The following is a 23,743-nucleotide window of genomic DNA, read 5'->3' as shown; positions in this document are numbered from 1 at the left end:
GGAAAATGAGCATGAGCAGGAAGCTATGGATTGTAGGACTGTTGGGCCTAATCACCACCTTGGGTATTTGGTGTACCAAGCCGGGCCTGTTTCCTGAGGATGGCTATGATCCGCGGTTGTCGGGTGGCATGGCTACGGTATTTGACTTGAGCTCACAGTCATTCAGCCATCCTATTCCGGGCCTTTCCGCGTGGGACAGCCATGTGCATGAAAAAGGTGATCAGATTTTTGAACAAAATTTTGTGGCCGCCCCTGCCCCGCTGTTCAGTGGTTTGGGTCCGATATTCAACAATGTTTCCTGTATTTCCTGTCATCACAATGACGGGAAAGGCACACCCAGTTTTGGTGCGGTCAATTCTTCCATGCTCATGCGTGTAAGCCTGCCAGGCGAGGATGAACATGGAGGTCCCGTGCCGGTACCTGGTTTTGGACTGCAGATTCAGGATCGCAGTGTGCTGGGATATGTTCCGGAAGCACGGGTCTCGGTCAGTTATCATGATAGCCTGGTATCTTACCCGGATGGAAATACAGTCGTTTTGCAGGTTCCGGTTTATACGGTGAGTAATCCATATATCCCTCTTCCTTCCTCCACGCTGTTTTCGCCGCGTATGGCGCCACCGGTATTTGGAGTGGGTTTGCTGCTACGGGTACCCGAATCGGAAATCCTTTCCCATGCCGATCCGGATGATGCCGATCACGATGGGGTTAAGGGACATCCTAACTACGTGTATGATCCGGTTAGTGGTGCGCAGGTAATTGGGCGTTTTGGCTTAAAAGCCAATGTGGGCAACTTGCTGACACAGGTAGCCAGCGCTTTTCAGCAGGATATGGGCGTCACCAATTCGGTATTTCCGCAGGAAAGTGCCGCCGGGCAGCCTCAGGTTGATGGGTTGCACGATGACCCGGAATTACCCGACAGCTTGCTGAATGCCGTAAAATTTTATGTGGAAACCCTTGCCGTACCTGCCCGGCGCAACGTAACGGATCCTCAAGTAAAAGCCGGAGAACAGTTATTTAGTCAAATCGGCTGCGCCAGCTGTCATCTACCCACCCTTCATACAGCAGTTGATGTCAATTTCCCGGCTTTGAGTAATCAGCGTATTCATCCGTACACCGATCTGCTGCTGCATGATATGGGACCCGCACTGGCCGATGGCCGGCCCGACTATCAGGCCTCCGGCAGCGAATGGCGTACGGCTCCACTTTGGGGGATTGGCCTGTTTCCCAAAACCAACGGCACAGCCTATTACCTGCACGATGGTCGTGCCCGCAGCATCGAAGAAGCTATTCTCTGGCATGGCGGAGAAGCAAGTAAGGCTAAACAAAATTTCATGCAACTCACCGCTTCGCAACGCCAGGCAGTTCTTGCCTTCCTGCAATCGCTTTAGCCATTTCCCTGCCGATAGCCAACCAGCATTTTATCAACCGGCTATCCGTTGCCCTTTCCTATATTTGTGCCCTTGTCAAAGCTGAATTAATTCCTTCATCATGTATCGAACTCATACCTGTGGAGAATTGCGTTTATCCGATGCAGGCAAAAAGGTGAAATTGGCGGGCTGGGTACAGCGCATCCGGAAGTTCGGGAAAATGACCTTTGTGGACCTGCGTGATCGATATGGCATTACGCAGCTGGTGTTTACCGAAGCGATGAATCAGCGTCTGGAAGACCAACCGTTAAACCGGGAATATGTGATTCAGGCGGAAGGCAGGGTGGTGGAGCGCAGTAATAAAAATCCGCACCTGCCCACGGGCGACGTGGAACTGGTAGTAGAGCAGTTTGATATCCTCAATGAAGCCAAAACACCTCCGTTTACCATTGAAGAAGATACCGATGGTGGGGATGATTTGCGCATGAAGTATCGTTATCTGGATTTGCGCCGTCCGCCGCTGCAACGCAACCTGCTGCTTCGTTACCGGGCCAGCCGGGCGGTGAGGGAGTATCTGGATCAACACGGATTTGTGGAAGTGGAAACCCCGTTTTTGATTAAATCCACACCCGAAGGCGCGCGCGATTTTGTGGTGCCTTCCCGCATGAATCCCCATCAGTTTTACGCCCTGCCTCAATCACCGCAGACTTTCAAGCAATTGCTGATGGTGAGCGGCTTTGACAGGTATTACCAGATTGTGCGTTGTTTTCGGGACGAAGACCTGCGGGCTGACCGGCAGCCGGAATTTACCCAGGTTGACTGTGAGATGAGCTTTGTGGAGCAGGAAGATGTGTTACAGGTATTTGAGGGTATGATGCGGTATGTGTTCAAACAGGTGGCAGGCGTGGAATTGCCCGATCCGTTTCCCCGCATGAGCTGGGATGAAGCCATGTGGAAATATGGCAACGATAAGCCCGATCTGCGTTTTGATATGTGCCTGCACAACCTGAAGGTCAGAAACCAGATTCATTGCCCGGCTGTCGATAAATCGGGCTTTGGTGTGCTGGATCAGGCCGAAACCATCTTGGCACTGGTTGTACCCAACGGGGCATCGTACACACGCAAACAACTGGACGAACTCACAGAGTGGGTCAAGCGCCCACAGATTGGTATGCAGGGTTTGCTGTATGTGCGTTGTCAGCCAGAGGGTGAGCTGAAAAGCTCGGCTGATAAGTATTTGTCGCAAGAAATCCTGCGGCAAATCCAACAGTTCTGTCATGCGCAGCCGGGCGATCTCATTCTGATGTTGGCCGGCAAGGAAGATCGTACCCGCAAGGCTGCCGCCGAGCTCAGGTTGGAGTTAGGTGAACGATTGGGTTTGCGTCAGAAAGACGTATTTAAACCGCTGTGGATATTGGATTTCCCATTGTTTGAATACAGTGAAGAAGAAAGCCTGCCGGGAAGCGTAGGTCGCTGGGTGGCGCGCCATCACCCCTTTACAGCTCCCCGACCGGAACATATTCCCGTGATGATTGAAAACAGCCCGTTGATCCCACCGGGTACCGACTATCAGGATCATCCCTATGCAGGCATCAAGGCCAACGCCTATGACATGGTAATCAACGGGCAGGAAGTAGGTGGAGGTTCTATCCGGATTTTCCGGCGCGACTTACAGGAAAAAATGTTTGCCGCCCTTGGACTCAGCCCTGAAGAAGCCCGCCAGAAGTTTGGGTTTCTGCTGGGCGCTTTTGAGTATGGCGCTCCCCCGCATGGAGGCATTGCCTTTGGCTTTGACCGGCTCTGTGCTATTTTGGGTGGTAGCGATACCATCCGTGATTTCATTGCCTTTCCGAAAAACAATGCCGGACGGGATATGATGCTCGATGCGCCTTCGCCTCTGGAAGAATCGCAATTGCGGGAATTGCACATTTGCCTGCGCAAAGACCAGAACTAAAAAAGGGTCTTAACTTGCAGCAAAGCCACAAGATGAATGCGATTCATGCACCGCTGGCCGAACGCATGCGCCCCCGCAGTTTCGATGAATTGGTGGGCCAGCCCCACCTTACTGCTCCTGATGCGGGGTTGCGACAAGCTTTGAAACAGCAAAAACCCCCATCCCTTATCCTCTGGGGCCCTCCCGGCGTGGGCAAAACCACCATTGCCCAGATCATAGCCGCTGAATCGGGTAAACCCTTTTATGCACTCAGTGCTATTTCTTCGGGTGTCAAGGATATCCGCGAAGTGCTGGAAAAAGCACAGCTGCAAAATGGGGCAGTGCTTTTTATTGATGAAATTCACCGATTCAATAAAGGCCAGCAGGATGCGCTCCTGGGTGCTGTAGAAAAAGGCATCATTACCCTGATAGGTGCCACCACGGAAAACCCTTCGTTTGAAGTCAATGCAGCCCTGCTTTCCCGTTGCATGGTGTATGTGTTGTATCCGTTAAGCGAAGCAGACCTATTGCTGATTGCCCGGCGTGCCCTTTCACAGGATGAGTGGTTGCGACAGTTGCCGGTGGAGCTCACCGAAACAGCCGCCCTGATCAGGCTTTCCGGCGGGGATGCCCGGCGTTTGCTGAATCTCATAGAACTCGCTGTGGACAGCCTCCTGGCCGTTACACCCCACGGGCAGCCGCTGCAAATTACCGATGAGCTGATCATGAAGGTAGCCCAGCAGCGGGTGGCTTTGTATGATAAGCAGGGCGAACAGCATTACGATATCATCTCGGCCTTCATCAAGTCAATCCGCGGCAGCGATCCCAATGCCGCTGTATATTGGCTGGCACGCATGATTGAAGGCGGAGAAGATGTGCAGTTTATCGCCCGGCGTATGGTGATTCTCGCATCCGAAGATATTGGCAACGCCAACCCCAATGCGCTGCTATTGGCTACCAGCACCTTCCAGGCCGTGAATGTCATTGGATACCCGGAGGCCAGCCTGATTCTTTCTCAATGCGCTATTTATCTGGCTTGCTCGCCTAAAAGCAATGCTTGCTACGAAGCTTTGCAGCAGGCCATGCAGGCCGTGCGAGACCATGGCTCTCTGCCCGTGCCCCTGCATCTCCGCAATGCCCCTACTTCGCTCATGCGTAACCTGCATTACGGAGAGGATTATCAATATGCCCACGATTTCGCTGGAAATTTTGTGCAACAGGAATATCTGCCCGACCCGCTCAAGGGCATGCGTTTTTATACACCCGGCCAGAATGCACGCGAACAGGAAATGCGAAAACAATTGAAGAGCTGGTGGAAAGAAAAATATGGATACTGAAAACCGTTCATCCATGACCGCATGTAGAAAAGCGGGCAATTGTGTAGTTTTATTTTTCAAAATTTTTCTGCCATGTCTCGCCAATCCATGTTTGTCTTCATCATATCGACCGGGCTGATCATAGGCTTAAGCCGTTGTTCCCACCCGGAATGGGCAACCGTTAAAGCTTTGCAGCAGCAAGTACAGCGTTTGCAGGATACGCTGGCATTTATCCGGGAACACTACAAACCCGGTTTGGGGGAGCTGATGACCACCATTCAATACAATCATGGCAAACTCTGGTTTGCCGGTATCAAACACAATTGGCCGCTGGCTGCCTTTGAAGTGGGAGAAATCCGCGAAACAGCCCGCACAGCACAAGAAATTGAAACGGATAGACCGGAAGTGAAAGATATTCCGATGTTATATCCTGCCCTCGATAGTGTGCAGGCTGCCGTGGATGCGCAAGACGAAGCCCGATTCAAAAAAGCATTTACATTTTTAACCACTACTTGCAACAATTGCCACAAAGCCAATCATTTTGCTTTTAACGTGATCACCATTCCCACGGCTCCGCCGGCTACCAATCAGCAATACGGTCCGGCGTCATCCGGGCAATGATGCGTACTTTTGTAAACAAACCAAAACCTGAATGTCGTGAAAAAAGCCATCACCTCGCGTGCAGATGTAGAAGAACTGGTGAATCGTTTCTACGACCGGGTGAAAGCCGATGAGCTCATCGGCCCTATTTTCAACGAAATAGCACGGGTTAACTGGAATAAACATCTGCCCATCATGTACGATTTCTGGAGCAGTATTTTGCTGGATGAAGATGTGTATCATCGCAATGCCATGATCCCCCACCTGCAATTGAATAAACGTTTCCCTTTGCAGGAAGAACATTTCCAGCGCTGGCTGCAGCTTTTTGATGAAACGGTAAATACCTATTTTGAAGGAGAAAAGGCTGCCCTGGCCAAATTCAGGGCCCATTCCATAGCCGGGGTCATGCAAACCAAGCTGGGATTGCTGAAGCAAATTCAAACTTCCCAACATAAACATGAAAATCCGTAATCTGATACCATGGGTTTTTGTCCTCTGGATAGGAGGTACCTGGCCACAATTGGCCGGTGGCCAGTCTTTCCCTGCCCGGGATCCAATAATTGAAAAATCTGTGCAGCAGGTATCGGCTGATAGCTTGCGGGCCTACGTGCAGACCCTGGTGAGTTTCGGCACCAGGCATACCTTGAGCACGGAAAATGACCCTCACCGTGGTATAGGAGCTGCACGTCGCTGGGTGGAAGCCCGCCTCCAAGAATACAGCCAGCGGGGAGGCAACCGGTTGAGAGTAGAAGAAGATCGCTGGATGTTGACTCCCGGAGAGCGCGTGCCTTTTGCTCATCCCATAGCTAACATCATCGCCACACTGCCGGGTACCGATACCTCCGATCATCGGATTTTTATGGCCAGTGCCCACCTGGATAGCCGGCGCAGTAATGTACTGGATTCAATTGGCGATGCACCCGGAGCCGATGACGATGGAAGTGGGGTGGCAGCCCTTCTGGAAATAGCCCGCATCATCGCCAACCAGCATTTTCCGGCTACCATCAAGCTGGTGTTTTTTAGCGGGGAAGAACAGGGCCTCTATGGTTCGCGGCATCTGGCTGAGCGGGCAGCCAGCGAAGGGTGGCAAATTGCAGCCTTGCTCAACAATGATATCATTGGCCAAACAACCGCAAGTGAAACCGGCCTGCAGGACAATACCCGCGTGCGTGTGTTCAGCGAAACCATCCCGGCGGCAGAAACACCCGAACAGGCCCGCATGCGCAGAATGACCAATGGCGATAACGACAGCCCCTCCCGCGAATTGGCTCGTTACCTATACGAAATAGCCCGGGCTTATATTCCCAATCTCGATGTGGTGCTCATTTACCGACCCGATCGTTTCCTGCGCGGGGGTGATCATTTGCCCTTCCAGCAAAAAGGATATACGGCTGTGCGCCTTACCGAATACTATGAAAACTTCAACCATCAGCATCAGGATATCCGGGTGGAAAAGGGTATCCATTATGGCGATCTGCCGGAGTATATGGATTTTGAGTATCTACGGAAAAATACAGCGCTGAACCTGGCTACCCTGATAAGTCTGGCCAAGTCACCGGCTGCTCCTGCCCATGCCTGGCTTAGTGCCGGTGAGCTGGGCAATGAAACAACCTTGCGCTGGATGGCTTCTGCAAGTGGTCATCCGGCAGGTTACCGGGTATTGATGCGCGATACCGATCAGCCGCTCTGGCAACAGGCTTTTTATACTACCGATACCACCCTCACCTTGCCTTATTCCAAAGACAATGTATTCTTTGCCGTGCAGGCTATTGGTGCGAATGGCGATATGAGCCTTCCGGTGTTTCCGGAAATCAGCAGATAAAGCTATGGGTCGACATGTTTTGCTCTGGATTTGCATAGGGACAATCATCGGGTTACCGGCTCACCTTCGGGCTCAATCGCCACCTCTTGACGAAAAGCCCGACAGCGCTACGTTTCTGACCCATATCCTGAGTGCTCGTAAGTGGGATCAACTCTTTCCCAATCGATATGGGAAAGCCCATCTGGGGCCCAATGCAGCCGATTCGGGTAAGTCCGATTTCTATACTTTTCAGGCCTTTGTGGCAGCTGCCCGCAAGTTTCCGGGCTTTCTGGGTGAGGGGTCACCTGCCGTGCGTCGCAGGGAACTGTCCGCTTTTCTGGCTCATGTGGCGCAGGAAACATCGGGTGGCTGGGACCAGGCTCCAGGTGGTTACCTGAAATGGGGATTGTATTTCAGGCAGGAGCGGGGTTGCGCCCACGGTTGCCCGCAGTACAGTGTGGCCAATGTTAGCTATCCTCCAGTGCCGGGCGTATCCTATCATGGCCGCGGTCCCTTGCAGCTGAGCTATAATTACCTCTATGGCATGTTTAGCGAAGCCTGGTTTGGCAGCAAAGACAGCTTGCTGGAGCATCCGGAAAAATTGCTACAAGATTCTGTATTGGCCTTTGCTTCAGCCATTTGGTTCTGGATGACGCCCATAGCCAACAAGCCTTCCTGCCATGCGGTGATAACCGGTCAATGGCTTCCTGCTGCTGCAGATAGTGCAGCCGGACGCTTGCCTGGATTCGGAGTCACCTTAAACATTATCAATGGAGGGGAAGAATGCGGACATCCCCCATCAGCGGAAACCTTGCACCGGTATGATTTTTATGAATACTTTTGCCAGCAATTTCATGTTGATCCCGGTTTAAATCTGATGTGCACCTACCAACAACCATTTTCATTGCATCCCTGAATACCATGCATTCCATTCAATTCATCTGTCGTGATTTTACTGCCCTTTCGCCCACGCAATTGTATGCTATCTGGCAGTTGCGCAACCGGGTATTTATCGTCGAGCAGCAATGCGCCTATCTGGATGCCGACGATAAAGATCAGCAGGCTTATCATCTGATGGGATTTTCCATATCATCGCATCAGCTTCTGATATATACCCGTTTATTACCGCCGGGCGTAGGTTTTCAGGAAATGGCTATTGGCCGTGTGGTGGTACATCCTGATTATCGCAATATGGGACTGGGCAAGCTATTGATGCAAAAAAGTATAGAAGCCATTCAGGTATTGTATGGTCCGGGACCTATCCGCCTCGGGGCACAGTTGTACCTGCAAAAATTTTATGAATCATTTGGCTTTCAGGTTTGCAGTGATGTGTATCTGGAAGATGGCATTCCGCATGTGGAAATGATATGGAATCCTGCATCCTGAACACTTAATCTGTTATTTGGAGAATACAAAGATTTTGTGTTTATTTCGCTATTATTCATTTAATCTTTTTGAAATGGAAAACACAATTTCACCCCAACCTGCGCTTCACCTCGAAGAAGCTGCTGTTGCAGCACTTAAAATTGCGGCTAAATGGGCAAAGTTTATAGCCATTGTTTCGTTTGTGCTTATAGGTTTGTTTGTGTTGGTTGGTGTTGCAGCTATTGCCGGCAGCTCTTTTACCAATGCGTTTTACGGCTATGGTTTTGAGTCGGCACTTGCGATCGCAATCTATTACTTTGCGACGGCAATCATTTCTTTTATTCCCACGCTACGGTTGTTTCAGTTTGCAACAAAAGCCAAAAAGGCGATTCTTGATATGCAGCATAGCGAGCTTACCCAATCATTTCTGTATTTAAAGTCTTACTTTCATTTTATAGGTGTTTTGATTCTGATTGTGATCATCCTGTGCGTTGTAGGTGTAATAGGTTTTATCATTGGTTTATCCCTTCAGGGTTGATGTTGTTTTTGGTGTATAGTGTAATGGCTTTGAAATAAAGGAATTTGGAAAAACACCGAATAATTGAAATCAAAAGCTTGTCTGCTGCTGCCCTTGCCGAATCCGGGTATCACATAAGGTGGCACATTGGTATGCTGTTCGGGATGATTCAGCAATGTTCTGCCACGAACAGACCATCCCAGATCTACATATTTTGCAATTTGTATTTTTAATCCTGCTACAAATTCCAGCCATAAACCCTGGATGGTTTGTGTGGGGATACTGCCATCCACATTTCCCCAGATTGTATCTGTGATATGATAACTATTTACGGTTTGTTGCAGCACCGCATGTCCCAGGCGGAATCCAACATAGGCAATATCCTGACGCTGATGATTGGGATCAGGTGGTAAAATATTTTTATCAATTCCAATTCTGTAAAAATAACCATGACTATGATATTCAAACAATCCGGTTTTATGGATTTGCATTTGATGATAACCTGATTCCACCACTCCGTATAGGTTGGGGATTATCTGCATATCGGCTGATACTTCCACATCGCGCCTGCCCGGTTGCAGAAAAGGCATGGCTATTCTGCTTAAATCAATTCCCAGACGAAGATCATGTGAAACCAACATTACGCTATCATGTCGCATCGGTTGGGTGCCCGGATGCTCAGCAGCGGAGAGAGTATCTTTTTGAACAGCGGATGTATCCGTTTTTTGCTGGGCATGACCGATATGCATGATCAGCAGACTAATAAAACAAACGAATATGTTCTTCATGTATGTTGATCACTGATTTGTTGACAACAGATGCTGAATCAATATGATGGGTGGTGTAATGAATGGTATCGATCGTAAAAAATGTTACAAATCCACATCCGGGAGAAAGCAATTTTTGCTGACGTGCATAGTAAATTAAAATTGTATCTGCTAAGTTTACCGAATCTGGTTGAATGATAAATCCACTCGAATCAGCCAATTGATTCAGTGGCAAGGAAATGCTTTGAAATGTGCTGGTATCAATCAGCAACACGGGTGGTTGATGCAAGGTTTGCACATAAGCAAGAGATAATGAAGTATCTTGATATTGTGTGCTGTCAATCTTGTGATAAAAACCGATGGTAAGTTTTACATCCGTAGGTTCTTCACAAATTTTGATATCCTGATTACAGGCTGATATAATCATGAGCAGGCAAACAATTGTCCACAGCCTGAAGCGCATGTATCATGGTTGTTTTCGCGAAGATAGGTGAAATGAATGGATTGCAAATTTGAAATCAACCATCAGAATCAGCATTCATCCTGGAGTTAGGTAAGTTCCTGTTTCAGATACATGCCGGTATAGCTTTTCGGATGGTGGGCCACTTCTTCGGGTGTGCCCTGGCAAACGATATATCCGCCGCCGGCTCCGCCTTCTGGCCCCAGATCAATGATGTAATCAGCCACTTTGATGACATCCATGTTGTGTTCGATGACCAATACGGTATTGCCCCGATCTACGAGCTTTTGCAACACATCGAGCAGGTGCTGGATATCCTGAAAATGCAAGCCCGTAGTGGGTTCGTCCAGGATATAAAAGGTGCGGCCCGTATCTTTTTTGCTTAATTCAGTTGCCAGCTTCACGCGCTGGGCTTCTCCGCCGGAAAGGGTAACAGCCGATTGTCCGAGCGTGATATAACCCAGGCCAACCTCCTGCAGCACCTTGATTTTGCGATAGAGTGAGGGGATGGATTGAAAAAATTCCACCGCTTCATCCACGGTCATGTCGAGCACATCGGCTATGGATTTGCCTTTGTAGCGGATTTCCAGGGTTTCGCGGTTGTATCTTCGTCCGTTGCATTGTTCGCAGGGTACATACACATCGGGCAGGAAATTCATTTCGATGGTGCGCCAGCCGGCTCCTTCGCAGGCGGGGCAGCGGCCAGCCTTTACATTGAAGGAAAAACGACCTGCATTGTATCCACGGATTTTGGATTCAGGAAGTTGGGCAAACAGCTGACGGATATCGGTAAAAAATCCGCAATACGTAGCCGGATTGCTGCGCGGGGTGCGGCCAATGGGCGATTGATCAATTTCAATAACCTTATCAATGTATTCCAGCCCTTCTATTTTCTGATAGGGCAAAGGCTGGGTACGTGACCCGTAGCAATAGGCATGCAGAACAGGAAACAGCGTTTCATTGATCAGGGTGGATTTGCCGCTGCCGCTCACGCCGGTGATGCAGATGAAAGTGCCCAGCGGGAAGCTCACATCTATTTTTTTCAGGTTGTTGCCACTGGCACCGTAAAGTTTCAAGTACAGGCCATTTCCTTTTCTGCGTTGGGCGGGTACCGAAATCTTTTGTTCGCCCCGCAGATAGGCAGCTGTGAGCGTAGGCAATTGTTTGAATTCTTCCGGCGCACCCTGTCCCACGATCTCTCCGCCATGTACACCGGCGCCCGGACCGATGTCAATGATATAATCCGATTCCAGCATGATATCGCGATCATGTTCCACCACGATAACGGTGTTGCCCATCTGACAGAGTTCCTTCAGCGATTGGATGAGGCGGTGATTATCGCGCTGGTGCAAACCTATGCTGGGTTCATCCAGAATGTAGGTGATGCCCATGAGCTGCGAGCCGATTTGGGTAGCCAGCCGGATACGTTGTGACTCGCCACCGCTCAGGGTTTTGCTGGGGCGGTCGAGGGTCAGGTAATCCAGCCCTACCTGCAGCAGAAAGTGCAGTCGGTCATGAATTTCTTTCAGCACATCGTGTGCGATTTTCAGCTGTCGCTCGTTCAGGTGCCGGGGCAGATCATCAAACCAGGCCTGCAGGCTACGCAGGTCCATGGCACTGAGCTCGGCAATGTTTTTATGATGGATTTTAAACCAGAGGCTTTCTTTTTTCAGGCGGGTACCGCCACATTCCGGGCAAGGCGCCAGTTTCATGAACCCTTCGGCCCAGCTGCGCACCATGTCGGAAGGACTTTCATAAAAATAGCGCATCACCTGGTTGGCTACGCCTTCAAACCCGGTTTCGTAAGGTTGATAAAAACCTTCTTCAAAACCCAGGTCAACCGTTACTTTTTCTTCCTCACTGCCGTAAAGCAAGAGGTTTAAGATTTTACGTGGCAGGTTTTTGATAGGGGTACGCAGGGAAAAGCCGTGTTTGCGGGCCAGTTGCTGGATTTGTTTGAAAATGAAATTGTCTTTCATTTCGCCCAGCGGCGCCAGTCCGCCTTCTTCAATCGATTTTTCCGGATCCGGGATGAGGGCTTCCAGATCAATCTGATAGATAGCCCCTAAGCCCTTGCAGCGGGGGCAGGCACCGTAAGGCGAATTGAAAGAAAAGGTGTTGGGCGAGGGCTCTTCGTAGGAAATACCCGTGTCTGCACACATCAGGTGTTTGCTGAATATATGCAGCTTTGAGCTTTGATGTTCCAACACATAGATCAGGCCTTTGCCTGTTTCGAGGGCTTTTTGTACGCTTTGGGTAATCCGGGTTTTTTGTTCTTTTTCCACCTGCACCCGATCAATCACGATTTCGATGTCGTGAATTTTATATCGGTCAACCTGCATTTTGGGTACCAGTTCCCGGATTTCGCCATCAACCCGCACTTTCAGATAACCTTGCTTGCGCAGCTGTTCAAACAGCTCCCGGTAGTGGCCTTTCCGGCCTCTCACCACGGGGGCCAGCAGGGTGAGTTTTTGATGCAGAAATTTTTTAAACAAATGCCGGATGATTTCTTCTTCGGAGAAGCGAATCATCTTTTTGCCTGTGTTGTACGAATAAGCCTCGCCGATACGGGCAAACAACAGGCGCATGAAATCATATACTTCCGTTACCGTACCCACGGTGGAACGGGGGCTGCGGCCGGTTGTTTTTTGTTCGATGGAGATAACGGGCGATAGGCCAGTAATCTGATCCACATCGGGCCGTTCCAGTTCGCCTATGAACTGGCGGGCATAGGTCCCAAAACTTTCCAGGTAACGCCGCTGTCCTTCAGCATAAATGGTATCGAAAGCCAGAGAGGATTTGCCGCTGCCGCTGACACCGGTAATCACCACCAGCCGGTTTTTGGGGATGGTTACGGAAATATTCTTCAGGTTGTGTACGCGGGCACCCTGTACGGCAATTCCTTCCTCTTCTGCAACGGCAGGAGATGCAATCGTATCAGATGCATGTAGCCGGGATTCTGCTTCACTTGTGTTCTGATTCATGCCCTAAGGATCAACGCGTGATTTAGAAACAAAACTACGGAGAGAAAGTTTGCAATCTACAGATACAATCAGCTTTGACAGGAAAAAGAAAAGGATGGATGCCCATCCTTTGGCGGTGAGGGCGGGATTCGAACCCGCGGTGGCGCTTTGGGCACCACGACGGTTTAGCAAACCGCTCCTTTCGGCCTCTCAGGCACCTCACCCAACAAGCTTTGCAAATATAGGATTTTCTCGTTAGGTTCTATGAATTACAGAGCCGATAGCTGTACTTTTTGCTGCAATTCCATCAGCATTTCCCGGAAAGCCGCATCGGTTTCCATCAGGTCTTTCACCGTCTGGCAGGAATGAATCACCGTGGTATGATCCCGGCCTCCGAAATGTTCGCCGATGGTTTTCAGTGAATTCTTGGTAAATGATTTGGCCAGATACATGGTAATTTGTCTTGCCTGCACAATCTCGCGTTTGCGGGTTTTCTCCAGCAGTTTTTCATAGGGCACACCCAGGTGTTCGCATACCATGCGCTGGATAGCTTCGATGGTGATTTCTTTGGAAGATGTTTTGATAAAAGATTTCAGTACTTTTTTAGCCAGATCCAGATCAATTTCTTTCCGGTTCAGGGAAGATTGTGCCAGCAGCGATATGAGAGCGCCTTCCAGTTCCCGCACATTGGTCTGGATATTATAGGCAATGTATTTGACAACTTCTTTGGGCATTTCCAATCCATCGTTGCGCATTTTGTTTTCCAGGATTTCCATGCGGGTTTCAAAATCAGGCACCTGCAGATCAGCACTCAATCCCCAGCGAAAACGACTCAGCAGGCGTTCCTGCACTTTTTCCAGGTCTTTAGGTGGCTTATCGGAGGTTAAGACCAGTTGCTTGCCAGATTGATGCAGATGGTTGAAGATGGCAAAGAAAGCATCCTGTGATTTTTCAGCATTGGCAAAAAACTGAATATCATCCAGGATCAGCACATCAATAAGCTGGTAAAAATGAATGAAATCGTTGATGGCGTTGTGTTTGGAATGGTCGATAAACTGGTTGATAAATTTTTCGGTGCTTACGTAGAGTACGGTTTTGTGGGGATGCAGTTTTTTCACGGCATTGCCCACAGCTTGTGCCAGATGGGTTTTGCCCAGTCCCACGCCTCCATAAATGACCAGCGGGTTGAAGGAGGTGGCGCCGGGTTTCTCTGCCACGGCTTTTCCTGCCCGCCGGGCCACCCGGTTGCAGTCGCCCTCAATGAATGTTTCAAAGGTGTAATGAGGATTGAGCTGAGAGTCAATCTGAATGCGCTTCAATCCAGGTATCACGAAAGGATTTTTAACGGGCGTGTTTTGCTGAAACAATGGAAAATCCACCTCGTTCTGGGTTTGGGGTTTGTCATAGTGGGTGGGCATATCTACCGTAGCGGGATGGCGTTGGGCTGATCCCTTTTCCACCACAATGCGATATTCAAGCCGGGCATCTTTTCCAAGTTCCCGTCGCAAAATCTTGGCCAGTAATTCCACATAATGTTCCTCCAGATATTCGTAAAAGAACTGACTGGGTACCTGGATGGTCAGTACATTGTTTTCCAGCTTTACAGGCTTAATAGGTTCAAACCAGGTCTTGTATGGTTGCCATTCCACAATATCCCGGATAATACTCAAACATTTTTCCCATACAACTTCGCAATTTTTTTCCATGTATCAGGTTTATTTTGTATTCGGACAGTTTAGAAAAAAATCTGGGAAATCTTCAGCCAGCAAGGCCTGAAAATTTCCTGGAGGGGGAGCGAATTTCATGAGAAATTTCTGAAAAAAAAAATGCTACACCCCTTGTTTGTTTACAAAATCCTTTTTAAATAAAAGGATAAGTTATGCAACATCATCAGTTTCTCCATGCCATGAAAATTCGCTTCCAGAAAGGGTTTGAAAAGATGCTGACAAAAATTCATTTGTGCAAAAGCCTTATTTAGCCTTCACATTATGCAACTTATCACACAGAAAAAACTACGGCAGTTGAAATATAGTAAATTTTTATTCAACTCTCCAAATAGAAATTGTATATTTGTCGAAAGATATTTTTATTCGGTATCTCCTAAAAATCTTTGATCATGAGCTTCGAAGTCATCGGCAAAATTGTTGCCAAATTTGATGTTGTCCAGCGCACCGAAAGCTTTCGTACACGCGAGTTTGTCATTGAGAAAACAGACGATTTCGGTGGGAAATTGATCAACCAATACATTAAGTTTCAACTGGTTCAGGATCGTACATCTTTGATTGATCGTTTTCAAGAAGGAGATGAAGTAAAAGTGAGTTTTAATTTGAAAGGTAGCAAGTGGGAAAAAGATGGCCGGGTAAACTATATCACCAACCTGGATGCCTGGAAAATTGAGCTGGTTCAGTCCGCACAAAGTATGTCATCCGCACCGGTCATGTCTGACATGAATAGCGGTTATAATCCTGCACCTCAGGAAGATATGTCAGAAGGGGATGATTTGCCTTTCTGATGCATTTCATAGGTAGGATTTCTTCAAGGAAATTTAAAATAGAAGCGGATATGTATCATATCCGTTTTTTATTTTTTGTTTCTTTTCATGCATTAGATAAAAGTTTGTTTATCCATGAAAAAGCAAATTTGTTTTTACTTATTTGTCGCCGAATCGGGTGAGTGTAATGTCATCCCATCATGCATATCAATAGGTGATATTTTACGTTTCAGGCATGTTTCTTCAGATGCAGGTAAAAATCTCTGCAAAAAATTTTTCATAGAAGAAGAAATCTAATCTCATCACTGAGTTACCATTCATACATTTCTTTCCACTACCATAGTAAAAGTATTACGCACAACACAAAATAATTAAAATATCTATTGTCTTGATATCATGATGTGCGCTGTATTTTGCTGATATATATATCAGCAAGATATGAGCTGAATGGATAGGCTGATAGTTAGCAATAATCTTCATGTAAAAATAACATACTGGCTTTTGGTTAACGGAAAGTTTTTCTATTTTGGTGCTTAAATATTCCTTGAATGGCTTTTCTTTCCTTACGCAATCTCAAAAAATATTATGAACAGCACAGGGCTGTAAACGATTTCAGCCTGGATATGGAAAAGGGTTGCATCTGGGGTTTGCTGGGCCCCAATGGTGCAGGTAAGACCACCTTGCTGCGCATGGTTACAGGTATTATATTTCCTGATGCAGGTGAAATCATTTTCCGGGATCAGCCATTTGATCCGCAACGGGATCAGCAGCGTATCGGATATATGCCTGAAGAAAGAGGACTTTATAAAAAAATGCCGGTGGGTGAGCAGTTGATTTACCTCGGCCGCCTGAAAGGTTTGTCAGCAAAAGAGGCCAAAACCAGAGCCTGGGAGTGGGTGCAGAAAATGGAATTAACTGCCTGGTGGTCAAGAAATGTGGGTGATTTAAGCAAAGGCATGAGCCAGAAGGTGCAATTTATAGCAACGGTATTGCATGAACCGGAGCTTATCATTCTCGATGAACCTTTTTCCGGATTGGATCCTATTAATGCCAACCTAATCCGTGATGAAATTTTTTCGTTCAGCAAAAAAGGAAGTCTGATTATTTTCTCTACTCATCGCATGGAGCAGGTTGAAGAAATTTGTGATCATATTGTTTTGATGAACAAAGGAGTAAAACTCCTGGAAGGCGAAACCCGCCAGGTGCGCGAACAGTTCAAACAACAGCAATTCATTATAAAAACGTATCCCTTGCTCCAGCAGCATGATTTTACCGATAAACCATTTACCATTATATCTTCCACATCTGACCGATGTGTGATTCAGTTGCAGAAAAATGTTTCTCCCAATGATGTGTTGCGGAAACTTATTGAGGAGGGATATCAGATTTTAGAATTCAGCGAACTGCTTCCATCCCTGAACGAGATTTTTATCAGAACTGTACAGCAACAAACCTTCTCTTCTTCAATCGAAGCTGCATAAATTATTCTGATATATGAACAACACATGGCTTATCCTTAAAAGAGAATACATAACCAGGGTACGTAAAAAATCATTTATTGTTCTAACCTTGCTGGTACCTTTTTTATTTATTGGATTCATTGCACTGGAAATTTATCTGGCTGCAGGAGCTGCGCCACAACAATTGCAGATTGCGGTGCTGGACAAAAGTCATTTGTTTGATTCTTTATGGAAAGATGATACCCATTTTCATTTTCAGGTATTGCAGCAACCCTTACCCAATGATTCGCTTTCATCTTATCCCGCAACGCATGGTGCCGATGGATTGTTATATATCCCTGATACGCTGAACATTTTGAGACCTGCCGGTATACGTTATTTCAGTCAGAAAAAATTGCCGCTGGAAAGTTATGTTGTTTTAAAAAGTAAACTTGAAAATGCACTTGAACACCTCCGGCTCAGCCAGTTACACGTGAATATGCAAATGATAGATAGTGTAAAAAATAGCATTCAGGTAAATATTGAACAGCCTTTGACACGTGCATCTGAATTGCAGGCAGGTGTATCAATAGCTATAGCCATGATTTGTGGTTTTTTGATTTATTTTATTCTGATATTTTTTGGTGTTTCGGTTATGCGTGGAGTGATGGAAGAGAAAGTTAACCGCATTGCTGAAGTTATTGTATCATCTGTAAAACCTTTTCAGTTGATGTTGGGAAAAATCATGGGCATTGCTGCGGTGGGGCTGACACAGTTTTTAATCTGGATTATCCTGATATTGGTTTTATGGGGATTGTTGCATCCATTATTGCCGGATTTACATGCACAGGTGCAAAACATGCAGCCGGCGGATGTTTCAGCAAATGAACAGATGCAGATGTTGCAGTCTGTATCTGCTGAGTTGTTGAAATTGCCTTTACTGGAAATTGTGATTTGTTTTATCCTTTATTTCTTAGGAGGATATTTTTTATATGCCAGTTTATTTGCAGCTATCGGATCAGTGGTAGATCAGGATGCATCGGACGCGCAGCAGCTTACATTTCCGATCACATTACCGATTGTGATTTCATTTCTTATTGCCCTGCGGGTAGCACGTGATCCGGATAGTGCGCTTGCTGTTTTCACAAGTTTATTTCCGTTTTCTTCTCCACTCGTAATGGTGGCTCGTTTGCCCTATGGTGTGCCCTGGTGGCAGTTGGCTCTTTCTTTGCTGTTGCTGGCGATTACTTTTTTATTTACCACCTGGCTGGCTGCAAAGATTTACCGCACGGGCATTTTGTTGTACGGGAAAAAAGTAACCCTGAAAGAAATTGCCCGTTGGTTATGTAGAAAAAAGTAAATCATTTCGTTCAGAAGCAATAGGTATTGGCTTCGCGGAGTGCAGCTGTAATGCGGCGTCGGGCTTGTTTGGTATTAAATGGCAATACTTTGCAGAATCTTCGGATAGCCGATTGCAGGATGCGCAATTCATCGCCTTCGGCAAAAGCCATTAGTGCTTCGTTGGCTTGTTGCTGAATGCGATAGGTGGCATCGGCTACAAACACCTGAGCCAGCAGTGGATAGAGGGAATCTGGCTGTTGCCGACTGATTTTTTCTGCCCGCAACACGCTGCTTTCTGCCAGGTAAATATCCATGATGATGTCGGATAAAGCCATCAGGATTTCCTGTTCATCTTCGAGCTGTTGCATAAACTTTTGTACAGCGGCGCCGGCAATCAGCAGTGCGAGTTTTTTCCATTGCGCAATTTGTGAATGAAGAGTTTGGAAATCTGTGCTGTTGGCATTGATGATGTTGGTCAATGCAGCGGGAGGTGCCAGCAGCTCATCCTGGGCGGCTTTGGCGGCCTGCAGCAAGGGCAAACGTCCCTGCATGGCGCGTTTGATGAGCATATCCAGAATCAGCAGGCGGTTGATTTCATTGGTGCCTTCAAAAATGCGATTGATGCGCGAATCCCGGTATGCACGCGAGACCGGATATTCTTCGCTGAATCCGTTTCCGCCATGAATTTGCACGGCTTCATCCACCACATAATCGAGCATTTCCGAACCGCAAACTTTCAGGATGGCACATTCCACAGCATATTCTTCTGCAGCCTGCAGCAAAGCTTTTTCATGGGGTATGCCCTGTGCAAGCGATTCTTTTTCCAGTGCATCAATCAATTGCGTAGTTCGGTACAGGGCTGATTCGCAGGCAAAGAGCCTTACGGCCTGTTCAGCCAGTTTGTATTGGATGGCGCCAAAGCTCGCAATGGGCTTACGAAATTGTTCGCGGTTATTGGCATACTGCACGCTCAATTCAATTGCTCTTTTGGCGGCACCTACTGCAGCTGCACATAATTTTTGCCGGCCTATATTGAGGATGTTGAAAGCAATTACGTGTCCTTTTCCGATTTCACCCAACAAATGATCGGCAGGTATGGCACAATCCTGGAAAAACAATTGGCGGGTGGATGAGCCTTTGATACCCATTTTGTGCTCTTCTTCGCCAAAGCTCAGGCCGGGGGTATTTCTTTCCACGATAAAGGCTGAAAAGCCCTGATGCTTGTCTGTAGCACCTTCCACTTTGGCAAATACGGTAAAAATATCGGCGAAACCGGAGTTGGTAATCCAAATCTTTTGCCCGTTCAGGATAAACTGGGAGCCGTCGGCACTGCGGCGGGCAGTGGTTTTGCCACTCAGGGCATCGGAACCCGCACCTGGTTCGGTAAGCGCATAAGCCCCCTTAATGGCTCCTGTAGCCAGTCCGGGCAGATATTTTTGTTTTTGTTCGGGCGTACCAAAATACAGGATGGGCAATGTGCCAATGCCGGTATGGGCAGCCATGGCCACAGCAAAGGAATGTCCGGCGCCAACAGCTTCATTGATAAGCGTAGCTGTAATGAAGTCTTTACCCATGCCCCCATAAGTTTCTGGCAGGGCAGCACCCAGCAAGCCCAGCTCGCCGGCCTTATCCAGCAAGGATTGCATGAGCCCGGGCTCCTGTTGATCTATCCGATCAAGCAAAGGCCAGATTTCTTTTTCAATAAACTGATGCGCCATGTCATAAATCATGCGCTGTTCTTCATCAAAGTCTTCCGGAGTGAAGATGTTGTCAGAAGGGCGGATTAAAAATTCTCCTCCTTTCAGGGTTGCCGGAGCGATGGTTTCCATATGTGAATTTTGATAGGAAGTTAAGAAATAATTCAGATACACAGGCAATCACTGTCAGCCGAATTTCTTTTCTGTGTGATCCGTTTGCAGGAAATCAAAGAAATATTGAGTTTTGTCTGGTGCAGGATTTATGGTGGTACACGGACGGATGGCAATGGCATGGGCTGCGCTGGGGCAACGGTAGCCACATGCTGATTTGCTTTCACGGTTTTGGGGAAGATGCATCGCGTTTTCAGGTGATGGAACAGGCATGGGGGCGCGATTACACCATTATAGCCATTGATTTGCCCTTTCATGGTGGAACACGGCAGACAATAGTTTCTGAGGCATTGCCCCAACTTGTTGACTGGCAGGAATTGATGCAGCAGATCATGCATCAGTTTCATCAACAGCAATGTGATCTGATGGGATATAGCCTGGGTGGCAGAATATGTTTGCGATTAACCCAGCAAATGCCTCAACACATCCGCTCACTGATATTGCTTGCACCGGATGGCCTGCATCATAATTTCTGGTTTTATTTTTTAACCCGTACCAAAATTGGAAAAAAATTATTCCGATGGCATGTAGATCATCCTAAATTGTTTTTTACGATTACAACATATCTTGAAAAGATGAAATTGCTATCGCCCAGTCTGAAAAAATTTCTGGAAGTGCAAATGAACACACGTGAAAAACGCATGCTGGTGCTGCAAAGCTGGAATAGCCTGCGAGCTTTTGTGCCCGATCTTGCCATGATAAAGAAAAACATTAACCAATATGCTATTTCGTGTTATTTGTTCTTTGGGAAATATGACCGGGTCATTCAATCAAAACACGGGAAAAGGTTCTGCAGTTGTTTGCCCAAAGCACACATGCTTATTTTGGATTGCGGACATCAGTTGTTAACGGAAGAAACTGCATGGTTTATCAAACAACAAATTGACAAGCCATCATGATAGTGCTATATGTATTAATACTGCTTGCCTTGTTTTATGGTGTGCTGATGGGTATTTACTGGTATGGTTGGAATCATTTGAAGGAGTATGATCCGGATTTGCAACATGTACATGAAGATGTGTATGTATCCGTTATTATACCTGCACGCAACGAAGCAGAACATATTCAATCATGTTTACATGCTATTTGCAGACAACATTATCCGCCAGATAAAATGGAAATTCTGGTAATGGATGATGATTCTACAGATGATACCGCACAACGGGTACAGGAAATTAAAGATCCACGCATCAGGATATTGCATGTAAACGATTACATCAGCCACGAATCGCGCCAGCGTGCACCTAAGAAAAAAGCCATAGAGCTGGGTGTTGCGCATGCCCGCGGAGAGTTGATTATCACTACCGATGCGGATTGTGTAGCTGAACCCGATTGGATAAAAACCATTGTTTCATTTTATCGTCAATATCACGCTGTGTGTATGGCCGGGCCTGTGATATATGCGAATGAAAAAAGTTTCTTTGATATTTTTCAGTCGCTTGATTTTATGACGATGCAAGGAATTACCGCAGCAACTGATCATTTGAGAATAGGAACCATGTGCAATGGAGCCAATCTGGCCTATAGCCGGAAAGCTTTTAATGAGGTAGATGGATTTACCGGCATTGATGGTTTGGCATCGGGAGATGATATGCTGCTGATGTATAAGTTATACTGTGCGTATCCCGATCGGGTTTTTTATGTAAAATCCCGCAAAGCAATAGTAAAAACAAGTCCGGTAAAAGGTCTGAAAGCCTTCTGGCATCAACGTGTGCGTTGGGCGTCCAAAGCGGGTAAGTTTGACGATAAAAGGCTTACCTGGGTTCTTGCTGGTGTTTATTGCTGGAATCTTACTTTTTGTTTATTGTTCTTTGCCGGTTTTTTTCATACGCGCTGGTGGCTATGGGCGCTGGGTTTGCTGGTGTATAAAACGGTTGTGGAACTTTGTTTTTTAATACCGGTTGCTGCGTTTTTTCAAAAGAAACATTTGTTGTGGTATTTTTTCCCTGGACAATTTTTGCATATTCCTTACATTGTAAGTACGGGGTTGTGGAGCCTTTGGAGCCAATATCAATGGAAAGATCGGAAGCTGAAATGAATGAATATGCGATTAGGTATTGAATTTTTTCCTTATTCTCTTCGTCGGCCATGGGAAGCTGATGCGTACTGGCTTTATGTGATTCAGGATTTGATTCCATCATTTCATCAGACAGAAATAATTTGCCTGACAAGTCCACAGGTGGCCCAGTTGTCGGCTGCTTCGATGCATCGGCATATGCCAGCCGGTTTGTACAGATGGGTATTTCCGTGGGTACGTCGTTGGTGGAAAAAGCAACGGCCGGATCTCATTTTTTCTGTTCACCGGCCGACTCAGGCGGGTCGGCAGATACCGTGCTGTGTATATGTAAGTCCGGGTGACGGAAATGGGGATCAGCAATTGGCATTCAGCCAGCAATGGCTTTGGGATAAGCTGCATACCCGCACTCATCTGGTAATTTTCCCTTTTCAATCCGAAGGTACATCGGCTTCAGCCTTGCGAACAACTGTGCTGTATCCGGTGCCGGAGGCCGTATTTCATCCCCGCAGCTGGGAAGAAGAACAACGATGTCGGATGCAATTGACGGAAGGGCATCCCTATTTTCTCTCGGCTGCAGTTCCGGTACATGATATGAAGAAAATGGTGACCTGGCTAAAAGCTTTTTCCGTATTGAAAAGACGGCTGCAATCGGCTGTCAGGTGGGTATGGTTGCTTGAGCAGCGGCATTTTCCCCAGGCAGAGCGTTTGCTGAAAGGTTACAAGTTTCGCAAAGACGTGATATTGCAGGATGTGGAAGACCAGGAGGTTCTGGCCGGCATGCTATCTTCGGCGTATGCCTATTTGGCCGTGGGCTCTGTATCAGCCCAGTGGCGGATGATGCTGGCATCGGTGTACAGTGAAGTTCCGGTGATGGGCATCGGGCATTCAGTTTATCAGGCTTTGATGGCAGTGGCTGGCATGTGGATATCCTATGAGGATACAGAAATCATTGCTGCTCAGTGGCTTCGGCTTTATCAGGATGAATATCTGCGAAAACAAATGGTGCAGGTCTGTCAGTATCAACGCGCATTTGCATACGAAACATTTTTACAGACCCTGCAGTCACATGTGCTGTCGTGCATTTCGTTGCACTCGCCGAAATCGTAGTACATTTGTTCAAATTCCACTTACATCATGCATCATTCGCGGATTGAAATTCAGGTGTCGCTCGATTCGGCACGTATTCCGGAAGCTATTTCCTGGCAGGCCAGTGATACGGCAGCGGCTGAGCCACGTGCAGCAAAAGCCATGTTGCTTTCCCTGTGGGACGATCAAACCCGCACGTCCCTGCAGATGGATCTATGGACGAAAGAGATGCGAATGGATGAAATGGCTGATTTTATGTATCAGACCATAATAGGCATGGCCGATAGTTTTGCCCGTGCCACCCGCCATACACAGCTTTCCGAGCGGATGAAAAATTTTGCCCAGGAGTTTATCACAGAATTTGTGAAAGCGCAGCAGCAGTTGCAGTCAACAGATTCTTCTTCTCCATAAA

General features: G+C 47.3%; 21 protein-coding genes and 1 tRNA gene. 16 read left to right on the top strand and 6 right to left on the bottom strand.

The genetic code is table 11. From position 1 onward, the window contains the following. The first annotated feature begins 5 nt into the window (after positions 1 to 5). The 9 genes from BM367_RS04085 (at position 6) to BM367_RS04045 (ending at position 8,920) form a co-directional block, all read left to right on the top strand. Entirely contained in the window at positions 6 to 1,388 is a 1,383-nt protein-coding gene (locus tag BM367_RS04085; RefSeq protein ID WP_092458097.1) for a di-heme oxidoreductase family protein, read from the top strand. Positions 1,389 to 1,488: 100 nt separating this feature from the next. Beyond that, positions 1,489 to 3,321 carry an aspartate--tRNA ligase gene (gene aspS / locus BM367_RS04080; protein WP_092458094.1) on the top strand — a complete coding sequence of 611 codons (1,833 nt, stop codon included), beginning with the start codon at positions 1,489 to 1,491 and terminating at the stop codon, positions 3,319 to 3,321. Between the two features lie 32 nt (positions 3,322 to 3,353). Further along, entirely contained in the window at positions 3,354 to 4,637 is a 1,284-nt protein-coding gene (locus BM367_RS04075; RefSeq protein WP_092458092.1) for a replication-associated recombination protein A, read from the top strand. Positions 4,638 to 4,709: 72 nt separating this feature from the next. Further along, on the top strand, positions 4,710 to 5,237 hold the full coding sequence (locus BM367_RS04070; RefSeq protein WP_143103944.1) for a cytochrome c: 528 nt from the start codon (positions 4,710 to 4,712) through the stop codon (positions 5,235 to 5,237). A gap of 36 nt (positions 5,238 to 5,273) precedes the next feature. Beyond that, a complete protein-coding gene (locus BM367_RS04065) occupies positions 5,274 to 5,687 on the top strand; it encodes a group III truncated hemoglobin (RefSeq protein WP_092458086.1) in 414 nt (137 codons plus the stop codon). Then, positions 5,674 to 7,038, top strand: a complete 1,365-nt coding sequence (locus BM367_RS04060) for a M20/M25/M40 family metallo-hydrolase (protein ID WP_092458082.1) — start codon at positions 5,674 to 5,676, stop codon at positions 7,036 to 7,038. Before BM367_RS04065 ends, BM367_RS04060 begins: the two co-directional genes overlap by 14 nt. Before the next feature lie 4 nt (positions 7,039 to 7,042). After that, entirely contained in the window at positions 7,043 to 7,933 is an 891-nt protein-coding gene (locus BM367_RS04055) for a chitinase (RefSeq protein ID WP_092458079.1), read from the top strand. A gap of 5 nt (positions 7,934 to 7,938) precedes the next feature. Next, entirely contained in the window at positions 7,939 to 8,403 is a 465-nt protein-coding gene (locus BM367_RS04050; protein WP_092458076.1) for a GNAT family N-acetyltransferase, read from the top strand. Between the two features lie 73 nt (positions 8,404 to 8,476). After that, positions 8,477 to 8,920, top strand: a complete 444-nt coding sequence (locus tag BM367_RS04045; protein ID WP_092458073.1) for a DUF5362 family protein — start codon at positions 8,477 to 8,479, stop codon at positions 8,918 to 8,920. On the opposite strand, the gene BM367_RS04040 is transcribed toward BM367_RS04045, so the two are convergent. The 5 genes from BM367_RS04040 to dnaA all read right to left on the bottom strand — a co-directional run bounded on the left by BM367_RS04040 (position 8,911) and on the right by dnaA (position 14,795). Beyond that, positions 8,911 to 9,687 carry a DUF6048 family protein gene (locus tag BM367_RS04040; RefSeq protein ID WP_143103943.1) on the bottom strand — a complete coding sequence of 259 codons (777 nt, stop codon included), beginning with the start codon at positions 9,685 to 9,687 and terminating at the stop codon, positions 8,911 to 8,913. The two genes, BM367_RS04045 and BM367_RS04040, sit on opposite strands and share 10 nt — an antisense overlap. Next, complete coding sequence (locus tag BM367_RS04035; protein ID WP_143103942.1) at positions 9,659 to 10,129, bottom strand: DUF6452 family protein; 471 nt, start codon at positions 10,127 to 10,129, stop codon at positions 9,659 to 9,661. Before BM367_RS04035 ends, BM367_RS04040 begins: the two co-directional genes overlap by 29 nt. An 86-nt stretch (positions 10,130 to 10,215) precedes the next feature. After that, positions 10,216 to 13,110 carry an excinuclease ABC subunit UvrA gene (gene uvrA / locus BM367_RS04030; protein WP_092458064.1) on the bottom strand — a complete coding sequence of 965 codons (2,895 nt, stop codon included), beginning with the start codon at positions 13,108 to 13,110 and terminating at the stop codon, positions 10,216 to 10,218. A gap of 110 nt (positions 13,111 to 13,220) precedes the next feature. Beyond that, positions 13,221 to 13,313, bottom strand: a tRNA-Ser gene (locus BM367_RS04025). Positions 13,314 to 13,358: 45 nt separating this feature from the next. After that, complete coding sequence (gene dnaA, locus BM367_RS04020) at positions 13,359 to 14,795, bottom strand: chromosomal replication initiator protein DnaA (protein ID WP_092458062.1); 1,437 nt, start codon at positions 14,793 to 14,795, stop codon at positions 13,359 to 13,361. Positions 14,796 to 15,205: 410 nt separating this feature from the next. Between dnaA and BM367_RS04015 the strand changes: the two genes are divergently transcribed. From BM367_RS04015 to BM367_RS04005, 3 genes are all read left to right on the top strand, one after another. Then, entirely contained in the window at positions 15,206 to 15,601 is a 396-nt protein-coding gene (locus tag BM367_RS04015; RefSeq protein WP_092458059.1) for a DUF3127 domain-containing protein, read from the top strand. 527 nt (positions 15,602 to 16,128) lie between these two features. Continuing rightward, positions 16,129 to 17,061 carry an ABC transporter ATP-binding protein gene (locus BM367_RS04010; protein ID WP_092458056.1) on the top strand — a complete coding sequence of 311 codons (933 nt, stop codon included), beginning with the start codon at positions 16,129 to 16,131 and terminating at the stop codon, positions 17,059 to 17,061. 13 nt (positions 17,062 to 17,074) lie between these two features. Then, the gene (locus tag BM367_RS04005; protein ID WP_092458052.1) at positions 17,075 to 18,379 is read left to right on the top strand and encodes an ABC transporter permease; all 1,305 of its coding nucleotides are present in this window, start codon (positions 17,075 to 17,077) and stop codon (positions 18,377 to 18,379) included. Positions 18,380 to 18,389: 10 nt separating this feature from the next. Here BM367_RS04005 and BM367_RS04000 read toward each other — a convergent pair whose 3' ends face one another. After that, positions 18,390 to 20,189: an acyl-CoA dehydrogenase family protein gene (locus tag BM367_RS04000; RefSeq protein ID WP_092458049.1), complete on the bottom strand. Its 1,800-nt coding sequence runs from the start codon at positions 20,187 to 20,189 to the stop codon at positions 18,390 to 18,392. 119 nt (positions 20,190 to 20,308) lie between these two features. On the opposite strand from BM367_RS04000, the gene BM367_RS03995 reads away from it, so the two are divergent. The 4 genes from BM367_RS03995 to gldC are packed head-to-tail and all read left to right on the top strand — an operon-like array spanning position 20,309 to position 23,742. After that, positions 20,309 to 21,127, top strand: a complete 819-nt coding sequence (locus BM367_RS03995) for an alpha/beta fold hydrolase (RefSeq protein ID WP_143103941.1) — start codon at positions 20,309 to 20,311, stop codon at positions 21,125 to 21,127. Continuing rightward, entirely contained in the window at positions 21,124 to 22,266 is a 1,143-nt protein-coding gene (locus BM367_RS03990; RefSeq protein ID WP_092458043.1) for a glycosyltransferase, read from the top strand. Before BM367_RS03995 ends, BM367_RS03990 begins: the two co-directional genes overlap by 4 nt. A 6-nt stretch (positions 22,267 to 22,272) precedes the next feature. After that, positions 22,273 to 23,352, top strand: a complete 1,080-nt coding sequence (locus BM367_RS03985; protein WP_143103940.1) for a hypothetical protein — start codon at positions 22,273 to 22,275, stop codon at positions 23,350 to 23,352. A 27-nt stretch (positions 23,353 to 23,379) separates the two neighbouring features. Continuing rightward, the gene (gene gldC, locus BM367_RS03980; RefSeq protein ID WP_092458037.1) at positions 23,380 to 23,742 is read left to right on the top strand and encodes a gliding motility protein GldC; all 363 of its coding nucleotides are present in this window, start codon (positions 23,380 to 23,382) and stop codon (positions 23,740 to 23,742) included. Position 23,743: the final 1 nt, after the last annotated feature.

Origin of the sequence: Thermoflavifilum thermophilum, from assembly GCF_900116565.1 — a bacterium.
In the GTDB taxonomy this organism is placed as follows: domain Bacteria; phylum Bacteroidota; class Bacteroidia; order Chitinophagales; family Chitinophagaceae; genus Thermoflavifilum; species Thermoflavifilum thermophilum.
Note: the sequence above shows the minus strand (reverse complement) of the source record. Positions and strands in the feature narration are given on the sequence as shown.